The organism is Marinomonas sp. G8-14 (assembly GCF_055808935.1).
In genome coordinates this window covers 3,239,269-3,252,500 of record NZ_CM147891.1, presented here as the reverse complement: position 1 = coordinate 3,252,500, position 13,232 = coordinate 3,239,269, and the positions used below count along the sequence as shown (strand labels likewise).

Annotated in this window: 7 protein-coding genes and 2 rRNA genes; 4 read left to right on the top strand and 5 right to left on the bottom strand. The window is 45.1% G+C overall.

Annotated features, from left to right (window positions below; all coding sequences use genetic code 11):
• Positions 1-220: 220 nt before the first annotated feature.
• A 23S ribosomal RNA gene (locus AC0L6V_RS16640) occupies positions 221-3,111 on the top strand.
• 197 nt (positions 3,112-3,308) lie between these two features.
• Positions 3,309-3,423: ribosomal RNA gene (gene rrf / locus AC0L6V_RS16635) — 5S ribosomal RNA — on the top strand.
• Between the two features lie 923 nt (positions 3,424-4,346).
• Here the strand turns inward: rrf and AC0L6V_RS16630 are convergent.
• Together AC0L6V_RS16630 and AC0L6V_RS16625 are read right to left on the bottom strand one after the other, a co-directional pair.
• Positions 4,347-5,582, bottom strand: coding sequence for a uracil-xanthine permease family protein (locus AC0L6V_RS16630; protein ID WP_265219487.1), 1,236 nt, complete (start codon positions 5,580-5,582; stop codon positions 4,347-4,349).
• A gap of 96 nt (positions 5,583-5,678) precedes the next feature.
• Positions 5,679-7,847, bottom strand: coding sequence for an EAL domain-containing protein (locus AC0L6V_RS16625; protein ID WP_418138440.1), 2,169 nt, complete (start codon positions 7,845-7,847; stop codon positions 5,679-5,681).
• 345 nt (positions 7,848-8,192) lie between these two features.
• Here AC0L6V_RS16625 and AC0L6V_RS16620 point away from each other — a divergent pair, with 345 nt between their 5' ends.
• The gene (locus AC0L6V_RS16620) at positions 8,193-9,908 is read left to right on the top strand and encodes an OpgD/OpgG family glucan biosynthesis protein (protein ID WP_265219484.1); all 1,716 of its coding nucleotides are present in this window, start codon (positions 8,193-8,195) and stop codon (positions 9,906-9,908) included.
• Between the two features lie 96 nt (positions 9,909-10,004).
• Here the strand turns inward: AC0L6V_RS16620 and AC0L6V_RS16615 are convergent, their stop codons facing one another.
• The 3 genes from AC0L6V_RS16615 to AC0L6V_RS16605 form a co-directional block, all read right to left on the bottom strand.
• Positions 10,005-11,111, bottom strand: a complete 1,107-nt coding sequence (locus tag AC0L6V_RS16615; protein ID WP_418138439.1) for a family 1 glycosylhydrolase — start codon at positions 11,109-11,111, stop codon at positions 10,005-10,007.
• On the bottom strand, positions 11,008-11,349 hold the full coding sequence (locus AC0L6V_RS16610; RefSeq protein ID WP_418138438.1) for a family 1 glycosylhydrolase: 342 nt from the start codon (positions 11,347-11,349) through the stop codon (positions 11,008-11,010). Before AC0L6V_RS16610 ends, AC0L6V_RS16615 begins: the two co-directional genes overlap by 104 nt.
• A 139-nt stretch (positions 11,350-11,488) precedes the next feature.
• Positions 11,489-11,872 carry a GNAT family N-acetyltransferase gene (locus AC0L6V_RS16605; protein WP_265219482.1) on the bottom strand — a complete coding sequence of 128 codons (384 nt, stop codon included), beginning with the start codon at positions 11,870-11,872 and terminating at the stop codon, positions 11,489-11,491.
• A gap of 154 nt (positions 11,873-12,026) precedes the next feature.
• Between AC0L6V_RS16605 and AC0L6V_RS16600 the strand changes: the two genes are divergently transcribed.
• Positions 12,027-13,223, top strand: a complete 1,197-nt coding sequence (locus tag AC0L6V_RS16600) for an alpha/beta hydrolase (RefSeq protein WP_265219481.1) — start codon at positions 12,027-12,029, stop codon at positions 13,221-13,223.
• Positions 13,224-13,232: the final 9 nt, after the last annotated feature.

Below are 13,232 nucleotides of genomic sequence, written 5' to 3'. Positions count from 1 at the left end.
AAGCAAGACACTAAACAAAGCGTCACGCAAGTGATGGTTTAGTCTCTGACTTAGTGCTTTGCACTAAACTTGCTCTTTAACAATTCGAATTTTGAAATAGACGATAATCAAGCGTCAAACCGGTGGAAAGCATCTTTAACCTAGATGACTTTCTAAATCGTAAATCCAGAGGGGTACAAAAGCCCTTTGGTATGTGATCCGAAACTATTTTGGGTTATATGGTCAAGTGACCAAGCGTGCACGGTGGATGCCTTGGCAGTCAGAGGCGATGAAGGACGTGGTAATCTGCGAAAAGGTTCGGGGAGTCGATAAACAGGCTTTGATCCGAACATGTCCGAATGGGGGAACCCACTCTACTTGTAGAGTATCCCACAGTGAATACATAGCTGTGAGGAGGCGAACGAGGGGAACTGAAACATCTAAGTACCCTTAGGAAAAGAAATCAACCGAGATTCCCTAAGTAGCGGCGAGCGAAAGGGGATTAGCCCTTAAGTGGTTTTGGTGTTAGTAGAAGGCTCTGGAAAGTGCCGCGATAGAGGGTGATAGCCCCGTATACGAAAACACCTTAATCATGAAAACGAGTAGGACGGGACACGTGTTATCCTGTCTGAATATGGGGGGACCATCCTCCAAGGCTAAATACTCCTGACTGACCGATAGTGAACCAGTACCGTGAGGGAAAGGCGAAAAGAACCCCTGTGAGGGGAGTGAAATAGATCCTGAAACCGTGTACGTACAAGCAGTGGGAGCGGACTTGTTCCGTGACTGCGTACCTTTTGTATAATGGGTCAACGACTTATTTTCAGTAGCAAGGTTAAACATGTAGTGGAGCCGTAGGGAAACCGAGTCTTAATAGGGCGTTTAGTTGCTGGGAATAGACCCGAAACCGGGCGATCTATCCATGAGCAGGTTGAAGGTTGAGTAACATCAACTGGAGGACCGAACCCACATCCGTTGAAAAGGCTGGGGATGACTTGTGGATAGGAGTGAAAGGCTAATCAAGCTCGGAGATAGCTGGTTCTCCTCGAAAGCTATTTAGGTAGCGCCTCGTATCTCACCATTGGGGGTAGAGCACTGTTTGGGCTAGGGGGTCATCCCGACTTACCAACCCCATGCAAACTCCGAATACCAATGAGTGCAATTACGGGAGACACACGGCGGGTGCTAACGTCCGTCGTGGAAAGGGAAACAACCCAGACCGTCAGCTAAGGTCCCAAAGTTACAGTTAAGTGGGAAACGATGTGGGAAGGCTTAGACAGCTAGGAGGTTGGCTTAGAAGCAGCCATCCTTTAAAGAAAGCGTAATAGCTCACTAGTCGAGTCGGCCTGCGCGGAAGATATAACGGGGCTAAAACTGTACACCGAAGCTACGGATGCTTAGTTTACTAGGCATGGTAGAGGAGCGTTCTGTAAGCCGTTGAAGGTCAAGCTGTAAGGCAGGCTGGAGGTATCAGAAGTGCGAATGTTGACATGAGTAACGATAAGGGGAGTGAAAAACTCCCCCGCCGGAAGACCAAGGTTTCCTGTCCCATGTTAATCAGGGCAGGGTGAGTCGGCCCCTAAGGCGAGGCAGAAATGCGTAGTCGATGGGAAACAGGTTAATATTCCTGTACTCGTGCATATTGCGATGGAGAGACGGAGAAGGCTAGGCCAGCACAGCGATGGTTGTCTGTGTTTAAGGCGGTAGGTTTAGGGCTTAGGCAAATCCGAGCCCTTTTAAGACCGAGAACTGATGACGAAGCCCTCTTTTGGGCGAAGTGGTTGATGCCATGCTTCCAGGAAAAACTTCTAAGCTTCAGATATGCAGGAACCGTACCCCAAACCGACACAGGTGGTCAGGTAGAGAATACCAAGGCGCTTGAGAGAACTCGGGTGAAGGAACTAGGCAAAATGGTACCGTAACTTCGGGAGAAGGTACGCCGGCCGGTGTGAAGGACTTGCTCCGTAAGCACTAGTCGGTCGAAGATACCAGGTGGCTGCGACTGTTTATTAAAAACACAGCACTCTGCAAACACGAAAGTGGACGTATAGGGTGTGACGCCTGCCCGGTGCTTGAAGGTTAATTGATGGGGTTAGCGCAAGCGAAGCTCTTGATCGAAGCCCAAGTAAACGGCGGCCGTAACTATAACGGTCCTAAGGTAGCGAAATTCCTTGTCGGGTAAGTTCCGACCTGCACGAATGGCGTAACGATGGCCACACTGTCTCCACCCGAGACTCAGTGAAATTGAAATCGCAGTGAAGATGCTGTGTATCCGCGGCTAGACGGAAAGACCCCGTGAACCTTTACTATAGCTTCACAGTGAACTTTGAACCTACTTGTGTAGGATAGGTGGGAGGCTTTGAAGCGGTGACGCCAGTTACCGTGGAGCCACTCTTGAAATACCACCCTGGTATGTTTGAGGTTCTAACTCAGGTCCGTAATCCGGATCGAGGACACTGTGTGGTGGGTAGTTTGACTGGGGCGGTCTCCTCCCAAAGAGTAACGGAGGAGCACGAAGGTGTGCTCAGCATGGTCGGAAATCATGCATAGAGTGTAAAGGCAAAAGCACGCTTAACTGCGAGACAGACACGTCGAGCAGGTACGAAAGTAGGTCTTAGTGATCCGGTGGTTCTGTATGGAAGGGCCATCGCTCAACGGATAAAAGGTACTCCGGGGATAACAGGCTGATACCGCCCAAGAGTTCACATCGACGGCGGTGTTTGGCACCTCGATGTCGGCTCATCACATCCTGGGGCTGAAGCCGGTCCCAAGGGTATGGCTGTTCGCCATTTAAAGTGGTACGCGAGCTGGGTTTAGAACGTCGTGAGACAGTTCGGTCCCTATCTGCCGTGGACGTTTGAGATTTGAGAGGAGCTGCTCCTAGTACGAGAGGACCGGAGTGGACGAACCTCTGGTGTTCCGGTTGTCACGCCAGTGGCATTGCCGGGTAGCTATGTTCGGACGGGATAACCGCTGAAAGCATCTAAGCGGGAAGCCTCCCTTAAGATAAGATCTCACTGGAACATAAGTTCCCTAAAGAGCCGTTCGAGACTAGGACGTTGATAGGTTGGGTGTGTAAGTGCTGTGAGGCATTGAGCTAACCAATACTAATTGCTCGTGAGGCTTGACCATATAACACCAAAGTGGTTTTTAAAGCGGAAACGCTACAATCACAGACACAGATTACGATAAAGCATCAGCAATGATGAGCATCGGTTTGATACTTGGTTATCACTATTTCAAAATGAATTGTTAAAGATCCAAGCACGTATTCGCGTGTTGTGGTGAGACGAAAAGAGTCCAGCCAGAACAAAACGCAAAACGAATTGCTTGACGATCATAGAGGCGTTGAACCACCTGATCCCATCCCGAACTCAGAAGTGAAAAGCGCCATCGCCGATGGTAGTGTGGGAGATCCCATGTGAGAGTAGGTCGTCGTCAAGCTTTATATTAAGAGAAACCCCATCCTACTCAGTAGGGTGGGGTTTTTTCGTTTCAGGGACGTAGCATGACCCTTCCCACGTGCGTGTGGGGCTCTTTATCAAAGACACGCATGTGAGAGTAGGTCGTCGACAAGCTTTATATTAAGAGAAACCCCATCCTACTCAGTAGGGTGGGGTTTTTCGTTTCAGGGACGTAGCATGATCCTTGCCACGTGCGTGTGGGGCTCTTTATCAAAGACACGCATGTGAGAGTAGGTCGTCGTCAAGCTTTATATTAAGAAGGCCCTGATAGCTAACGCTGTCAGGGCTTTTTTTCGTCTCAAGGAAAGGGGCCGAGGTGCATCACCATCACCTTAGTATTCGCTTCGCTTTTGACGGCCTAAAGGCCGACAGGTTATTCGATTTTTGTAGGTCGTGGCCTTAGCCCGATAATATAGGCCGTTTTTTCGTTAAATTCGTTTTGTTACGATCAAAAAACAAATGAAATGAACAAAAGAGGGCTATGGGACTTTGAAAACTAAACTTAGCTCAAACACAAATTATGGTTGATCCGCTAATTGTCGGGGTCTAATAAAATCGCTTAACTTGATGAATTAAACAAGTTTATGGAGATAGCGCTCAAGAGTTTGATGAGGCCTGAGCGATCCGCCTACCTTGAATCTGCTCAATCTAGTAATAAAGCCAATGGTTATCGTGCTATTAATGGATTCAGTATTGGATTTATTGGGACTACAAATACAAATTGACTGTCTGAGTCTATTTAAAACGAGGCTATTCTATATTAATCATGAAGGACTAAAGTGATAGAATAGGTTTTACTCATTTATCTAATCATTGCTTAATGAATGTTTTGTTAACACTTATTTTGTCTAAAAAAACGGCCCATTTAGGACCGTTTAATTTGAACTGTTTCTTATCAAAGCGCTAGTTTTCTATTTGTGCTTTATCGACGATATGGTTATCACCGATATCTTTTGGCAGTATTAAGTTCAATACAATGGCGACGATACCGCAAAGACTGATACCTTGAAGGCTGAACTCACCAATACCAAATGCCATACCACCAATGCCGAATACTAATGTAACACCAACAATGATGAGATTACGTGATTTATGCAAGTCGACTTGATTTTTGATTAGGGTGTTTAAACCCACAGCAGCGATAGAACCAAACAATAGAATCATAATGCCACCCATGACAGGTAATGGTATCGTTTGCAGGGCCGCGCCCAGTTTCCCTACCCAAGCCAGTACGATAGCGGCAATGGCGGCCCATGTCATGATGACAGGGTTGAATGCCTTCGTGAGCATCACGGCACCAGTGACTTCACTGTAAGTCGTATTTGGTGGTGCGCCTACCATAGCGGCCGCCATGGTAGCGATACCATCACCGGTAATGGTGCGATGTAGTCCCGGCTTTTTAAGATAGTCTTTTCCCGTTACGTTCGAGATGGAAAGAATATCACCTACGTGTTCAACCGCTGGTGCAATTGCAACAGGTAGCATGAATAATATCGCGTTAATGTTGAACTCGGGTGCGGTAAAGTTTGGCATGGCAAACCATGCTGCATTATGAATGGGCTGGAAGTCGACAATGCCGAAAAATAAACTTAATGCGTAGCCAACGATAATACCTCCGAAAACAGGCAGTAGCCTAAAAAGCCCTTTTGCGAATACACTAATCAAAATGGTAGTTAGCAAGGAGGCTAAGGCAATCCAGATGGCAATATCGGCGTCAATAACTTGAGTGTCTCCTGCTTTGCCAAGTGCCATATTGACCGCAACAGGCGCCAGACCAAGACCTATTACCATAATGATCGGGCCAATAACAACGGGAGGTAGTAGGGTGTGAATGAAGCCTGCACCTTTAAGTCGAATCAAGCCACCCAGTACAACATAAACAAAGCCTGCTGCAATCAATCCTCCCATGGTAGCGGGAATTCCCCAAGTTTGAACGCCATACATAATAGGAGCAATAAAAGCAAAAGAAGAGGCAAGAAAAATGGGGACCGTGCGTTTTGTAGTTAATTGAAATAACAGCGTTCCAACGCCAGCACCAAAAAGAGCAACGCTAGGGTCCAAGCCAGTTAATAGCGGGACAAGTACAAGAGCGCCAAATGCAACAAACAGCATTTGAATGCCTAAGACGGCATTTTTCATAATTTTAATCCTTGGAATGGTTTAAGTGCGAGAATTTTATAGACAAGTAGATGCGAGCGCCATGGTGATTTAACCTCAGCCGTTACTTCTTGGATTTTAGATTTTTTTAAGAAAATGGCGGGTAAATTCGTCTGCAGGAATGGGACGACTAATGTGGTAGCCTTGAATGTCATCACAGCCAAGTTGTTTGAGTAAATCGAGCTGTTCTTGGTTTTCAACGCCTTCTGCAATGGTGGTCATCTCTAACTGTTGAGCCAGAAGAATAATGATGCCAACAATGACATAGTCATTTCTATTGGTTGTCATGTTGCGTACAAAAGATTGATCTATTTTGAGTTTATAAACAGGGAAGCGTTGTAGGTAGCTTAAGGATGAGTAGCCAGTGCCAAAATCATCAATGGCGGTTTTTATTCCGTATCGTTGGAACGACTCTAGTATTGTAATAGTGTGCTTGGGATTTTTGGTGGCAATATGTTCTGTTAGTTCCAATTCTAGATATTCTGCAGGTACGTCGTATTCATTGAGAATAGCGTTCACAATCAAAGGAAGATCATTTGCTTGGAATTGGGCATAAGATAGGTTGACTGCTATTCTAACAGGCTCGATTCCGTCGTCGAGCCATCGCTTAATCTGGCGGGCTGTTTCTCGTAACACCCATTCACCAATGGCTAAAATTTGTCCGCTTTCTTCTGCAAGAGGAATAAATTCAGCAGGGCTGACGTTGCCAAGTGTCTTGCTGTGCCATCGAATAAGAGCCTCTGCACCGATTATTTTACCTGTTGAGAGGGATACTTGTGGTTGATAATGCAAGTAAAACTCTGATTGCTCTAAGGCGTCATGGAGAGCATTGCCTAGGGAGAGGGCACGTGTGGAAATAGCCTGCATTTCTTCGCTAAAAAAAACGAACTGATTTCGGCCTGAATGTTTTGCATAGTACATTGCAGTGTCAGCTCGTTTATACAAGGTATCGAAATCTTTGCCGTTTCTTGGGTACAGGCTCACGCCAATCGAAGGCGTGATGAAAAACTGATGCTGATCAATATGATAGCGAGCAGCCAAGCCCTCTTTGATTAGAGTGATTCTTTTGGTTAGTTGTGCTTCTTGCTCAGCGGGTAGCAGGATAATAAACTCATCTCCGCCTTGTCGAGCAACATAGCCGTCAGAAGCTACTAAGGTACGCATTCGGTCTGCTACGGCAAGCAGCAGTTGATCACCGATCGAATGGCCAAGGGAATCGTTGATGTTTTTAAAGTGGTCCAGATCAATAAACAGTAATGCCAGCTTGGTATCGGGCGTCATAATCTTATGGAAGGTCTTATGGAGTGCGACTCTATTGGAGAGTTTGGTTAGAGGGTCATGATGAGCCAGCCACTCTACTTGAGAGTGCGCTTTTTGAATGTCGTCAATGTCGATACGAACACCCAGCATACGTGATGGTTTATCCTCTTGATCAAACTCAGTCACGATACAGCGTACACCAATCCAGCGGTAGTCTCCGTTACTGTGTCGAATACGTGCTTCGTACTTGTAATAGTTCGTAGTGGTTTTACTGTTTAAGATACTTTTAATGGTATTTAATACGTACTCACGATCGTCGGGATGAATTTTTTCCAATTCTGCTTGGCGGTCTGCTGGGCCTTCAACCGGTACATAACCAAGCATGGTGAAATAAGAAGGTGTAGCAAACCAAACATCTGTTGCCACGTTCCACTCCCAAATGCCAACTTTGGTGAGTTTGAGTGCTTCATTTACTCGAATCTCGGCTTCAATAAGTTCACTTTCTCTTTCTTTGAAAGAGGTGGTTCTTTGAGCATGTCCGATTGATGAAAAAAATTGTCCCGATGTATTGTATGTTAGAGCGCATTTTATTTGAAAATAATCTATTCTTCCGCAGGGTAAGCAGACATATTCTTCTGTTGTGCCTGTTGTCTTTTTTGAAGTTATATTAGGAATGATGTGTTGGTTGTGCTGGGCGTGAATGTCTTCGTCTTTATAGCCGATTATCTCGGCTTTTGAGAGACCGAGTAGGCGTTCAAATGACGCGTTACAATATAGATAGGCTTGTTCTTCATCTTTGATCCAAATCGGATCAGGGAGACTATCGAGAGACGATGTTAATTGGTTTGCATAACGCTCGCAGAGCGCAAGCTTTTGCAGAATAATACCATTGCCAGCCTTCATCCTAAGGTAGGTTTTTACAAATTTGAGTATAAGACATAAGGCTAAAAAGGAACCGAGTATTGCTACCCAATGATAAAGCGTCATTTGTCACCTTAATAATCTGATTATGTAGTAGAAGCCGTTTTTGAAGCTCCTACATGAGTGCTGTTGTGAGCATTCTAATCTAAAGCAGACTTGTCGGCTGTATAACATGTGATGCTACTCTGTAGTCTTATGTAATCAACCTGAGAGGCTGTTTTAAATTAAAAAGAGCGTGCTGTCATAGCAACATAATATTGATTAGCACAGGTTCAGATCTCAAATAAACTGTAAGGTTTTATGCTGAGTTTTCCATATGAATATATTAAATATTTACTCTATCTGAACACTCGGTATGGTCGTAATTAGCTAATATAGATATTAATTTTTTAATTGATAGGGTCATGTTATATGCTTCCTCGTTGTTTTTCTGAGTCCATGAAGGGTTCAAACTTGGTTGTGCCACAGACAATGCACAATCCCCATAAAATAGATGCCTCTCATCGCTTACAAAGATTAGTGAGTCGATCACTGGTCGCTGTTGGCGTGTTGTTTAGCCTCACGGCTTGTGCCGCCCAGTCACAGACGTCACCGTCTCAGGCCACACAATCTGCTGCTCAGCCGGAAGAAGGACAGGCGTTCAGCTATGCTTGGTTAAAAGGATATGCGCGCCAATTGGCGACAACGCCTTATAAAAGTCATCAAGGTGAATTACCTGAGAGCTTAAAACGCCTTGACTGGGATGATTACCAAGAAATTCGTTTTAATAAAGACGCGGCCTTGTGGCGTGATCAAAAATCGGAGTTTCGTACAGAGCTTTTTCATCTTGGGTTAGGTTTTGACACGCCCATTCATATGAATGAGTTGGAAAATGGTAAATCAACGCCTATTCCTTACATGCCTTCTGAATTTACCTACGGTAAGTCCAAGGTAGATGGTAATAAGCTTCCTAAAGATCTTGGTTTTGCCGGATTTAGAATGCAATTTGCGACAGACTGGCAGCGTGATGTTGTCGCTTTTTTAGGGGCGAGTTACTTCCGTGCGGTAGGTAGCGAAATGCAATATGGCCTTTCTGCTCGTGGTCTAGCGATTGATACGGCGATGCCGCACCCTGAAGAGTTTCCAATTTTTACGGACTTTTGGTTAGAGAAGCCAACGCCAGGCTCGGATCTAGTGACGGTGTACGCATTAATGGACTCTCCAAGTGTGACAGGTGCCTATCGTTTTGATATGTCACCAGGTGAACCGTTTAAAATGCGAGTAGATTCGGCCGTTTACCCACGTAAATCGGTTGAGCGTTTGGGTGTTGCGCCAATGACCAGTATGTTTATGGTCGGCGAAAATGATCGTAGAACCAATTACGATTGGCGCGCTGAAATTCATGACTCTGATGGCTTGGCCATGCAAACGGGTAACGGAGAGTGGATCTGGCGCCCTTTAAGCAACCCTGCTAATTTGCAGTTTAATGCTTACAGCGATGAGAATCCAAAGGGCTTTGGTTTGCTACAGCGTGATCGCAACTTTGACCACTATCAAGATGACGGTGTTTTTTATGAGAAGCGCCCAAGCTTATGGATTGAACCGATTGGTAACTGGGGTAAAGGCTCTGTACAATTGGTCGAGATTCCAACTCTTGATGAAACATTCGATAACATCGTTGCTTTCTGGAACCCCGCGGCACCAGTTGAAGCGGGTCAAGAGCTACTGTATAGCTACAACATGTATTGGGGAAGCCATCCTCCGGTGCAATCTAATCGAGCGCGTGTCGTTGATACCTTTACGGGCATTGGCGGTGTGATTGGTAAGAAGCGTCAATATTATAGCAAGCGCTTTGTGGTCGACTTTGCTGGTGGTTCTTTAGCAATGCTAGGCAATGATACGAAAGTAAAAGCCGTCATTACCTCTTCGGAAGGAAGAGTAGAGATTGAGTCTGCTCGACCACTGCATTCTATTGATGGTTATCGAGCAATGTTTGATTTGGTGCCACCAAAAGGCGAGCCTAAGCCGATTAACTTACGGGTTTATTTAGAAGCTAATGGTCAGCCGTTGACTGAGACTTGGCAGTATCAGTGGACTCCGCCAGCAGAGAGTGATAGAGAGCTTCATAATGCCGGCCATTTGAAGTAGTTTTCTATTAAATACTCGTCGCTAATGAAGTGATAAATAAAAACGCCCGATGTTATACGTCGGGCGTTTTTTATTCAATAATATGTGCCTAAATTGCTAACCTTTGCGGCTATTTAGAAAATCACGGTATGCATAACCACTCTGTTTTATGGTTCTTTCCTGAGTTTGATAATCAACGTAGATGAGACCAAAACGCTTGCTGTACCCCTCAGCCCATTCAAAGTTATCCATCAAGCTCCAAGCAAAATAACCTCGAATATCAACACCATTTTCAATGGCTTTATTAACCGCGTTTAAATGGCTATCTAAATAGCGTACGCGTTGCTCATCGTTGACTTCGCCATCCACGATGTGATCCGCGCAAGCGGCGCCATTCTCGGTAATGTACATAGGCGGTAAGTGATATTGTTTGTGTAAATTCACTAATAGTTCGGTAAAAGCGTGTGGTGCGATTTCCCAGCCGATATCAGTGTACTCAACCGCTTGGCTATTTTTTACATTTTTGAACAGGTTATCCGCGTCGTAAGCGTTATGATTACAGGTGTAGAAGTTCATGCCCAAGAAATCAATCGGTTGAGCAATGATGTCCATGTCACCTGGCAAAACCGTTGGTAGGTACTGCGGTGCGACGGTTTTGAGTAATTTGGGATACTGGCCGGTCATCAGAGGCTCAATAAAGAATTGGTTGTCCAAAGTGTCACGCATCAAGCAAGCGAATTGATCTTCGGCCTTTTCGCTGGCGGCATAGGAGCGATTCATATTGAGCACAATGCCCACTTGTGAGTTTGGGGCGTTTTTACGGATGACGGGTAAAGCCAAACCATGGGCCAGTAAAATATGGTGAGCGGCTTGTCTGCCGTATTCTGGCTTGCTTAAACCAGGGGCGTGTATGCCCAGTTCATAACCTAAAATTGCAGCGCAGAAAGGTTCATTGAATGTCGCCCAACTGTCGACCCATTCAGCGAGTTCTTGGGTCACTAAATCGGCGTATTTTTTGAATTGATAGGCGGTTTCTCTATTTAGCCAGCCACCTTTGTCTTCTAAGTGTTGTGGTAGGTCCCAATGGTAGAGAGTGACAAAGACGGTTAGTCCTTCTTCTTTAAGTTTTTTGAGTAAATGGCGATAAAAGTCGAGTCCCAGCTTGATTCGCTTTGCCGTTTTCGTCCATGACGCGAGGCCATGCAATCGAGAGTCGATAAGCATCAACACCGAGTCGTTTGATCAACTGGATATCTTGCTCCCACAATTGGTAGTGATTGCAGGCTATGTCGCCATTATCCATGTCTTTTACTTTGCCAGGCGTAGCGCAAAACGTGTCCCAAATAGAGGGCAGACGATTATCAGATTGGGTCGCGCCTTCGATTTGAAACGCCGCTGTCGCTACGCCAAAAATAAAATCTTGGCTTAGCATTTTCGAGTTTGTAGGTAAGGTGATAGACATGATTTCCTCGGTATTCTTATTGGTTTCTTATGGCAAGGTCAGTAATGTTCTCAAAGGTACTGGAGGATAGGAAAAAGGGTCAACAATGATCGAAGTATTTTAGTAATTTAAGGTATTTTAAGTGCTTTTTAAGTCTGTTTTAGCGGAGAATATAGTGCATAGGTGTAATGCTTCTGCCTTGAGATGTGTAGGCTTGAAAACGTTTTTGGAGTTCTGCTGGTAACATTTCGACGCTGATAGTCGTAAAATGATTTGCATGATAAAAAGGCACCAAATGGGTGAAGGCAAAGCAATAAGTCGGTCTGTCATTTAATGCGGAATGAATGTTGTTGATTAGGTGACTGCCGAGGCCGATGTTTCGATGGCTTGGTTCGGTCACCATGGCGGTGAGCAGTTGATATTCTGCAATCCGTTTGAGCCGAAGGGCACAAAGAATGGCGTTTTTATGGTTGCGTATGACCCAAATTGGATCTGCTTTATTAGGTTTTCCACTTGGGTAATGGGACTGGTAAAATTTTTTCACCAGTGGAAACCAAAGAGAAAGTACTTGTTCAGCATCAGGGTAAGGTCTTTTCATATGGAATAGATGTGACGATCAAATATTGAATGTTAGCATAGTTTGCTGTGTGTAAAAAAACATGGGTTAGATTGAATTACTTAATAATGAGAGGATTGGTATGTGGCAAAAAGTTATGTTGTGGAGCGTGTGTCTTTTGACATTGCCCATTTCTGGGATGTTAAATGCGGCGGAGAAACAAACAGCATTTGTTTTTGCAGCAGGCGAGTCATTTGAGCAATACCTAGTGCGTGCAGAGGAGTATCTTGTAAAAAATAAGCGATGGCTTAATCCTGCCAATAAGTTTAGAGAGCTGGATGCGGTGATGCCTTTTGAATTGTTGCCGGATCCAGAAGCGTGTGCCGGACGAGCTAATATTGGTGTGCTTTTGTCTCATGGCTTATCGGACTCTCCTTTTTCTATGCGCGACCCTGCCATGGCGTTACAAGCGGCTTGTTATCACGTTCGTGTGATTTTATTGCCAGGACATGGTACGAAAGCGGAGGATTTATTGGATATATCCCGTGACGATTGGCGTGCTACCTTCCGAAATGCGGCTAATGGGTTCAGTCAAGAAGTGGATACCTTATATGTAGGCGGCTTTTCTACAGGTGGCGCATTGGCAACAGAGTACGCTTGGCAGCATGCTGATCAAGTTGCAGGGGCCATCTTGTTTTCACCTGTATTTAAAGTAAACAGCGGTATAGATTGGCTTGCACCTTGGTTGGCGTTAGTGACAGACTGGTTAGACAATGATCCTAGTGATGATTTTGCGAAATACGCTTCAATCCCTCTACCAGCGATTGCCGAGGTGTACGAATTAGCAGCGGAAGTGCGTGATTTAGTATTGGATCAGCCTAAGCGTTTACCCGTATTTATTGCCTTGTCTGAAGACGATCAGACGGTTGATTCCTCTGTCACGGAGGAGGTATTTAAGGAAGGGATGATAGGCTCCAAGAGTCAAATGGTGCTGTACAGTAAAGATCAAATGAGTGTGAATACTGACCGAATCAAGGTTTACAATACCAATTGGCCTAAGGATAGAATTCTCGGTCTGTCGCATATGGCTGTACATGGTAATCCTGAGAACACTTATTATGGCGAGTCTGGTATCTATCGTGTTTGTGGTTGGTATGTGTCAGATGAGGACTTATATGAGAGTTGTCGTACTGATCAAGCGAATTGGTTTGGCGAAAAATCAGATGCTTTGCTAGAAAAAAGCCCCCATGCCGCAAGGGTTTCTTGGAATCCTCATTTTAACACATTAATGCAAGAAATCGTGTTCTTCATAAGAGCCAATGCAGACAGCAATGGGTAAAGGGAAGGT

Bases quoted from the DNA above. Each gene is read 5' to 3' on its own strand.
- AC0L6V_RS16630 (WP_265219487.1), bottom strand. From the start codon at position 5,582: ATGAAAAATGCCGTCTTAGGCATTCAAATGCTGTTTGTTGCATTTGGC.
- AC0L6V_RS16620 (WP_265219484.1), top strand. From the start codon at position 8,193: ATGCTTCCTCGTTGTTTTTCTGAGTCCATGAAGGGTTCAAACTTGGTT.
- AC0L6V_RS16625 (WP_418138440.1), bottom strand. From the start codon at position 7,847: ATGACGCTTTATCATTGGGTAGCAATACTCGGTTCCTTTTTAGCCTTA.
- AC0L6V_RS16615 (WP_418138439.1), bottom strand. From the start codon at position 11,111: ATGCTTATCGACTCTCGATTGCATGGCCTCGCGTCATGGACGAAAACG.
- AC0L6V_RS16610 (WP_418138438.1), bottom strand. From the start codon at position 11,349: ATGTCTATCACCTTACCTACAAACTCGAAAATGCTAAGCCAAGATTTT.
- AC0L6V_RS16600 (WP_265219481.1), top strand. From the start codon at position 12,027: ATGTGGCAAAAAGTTATGTTGTGGAGCGTGTGTCTTTTGACATTGCCC.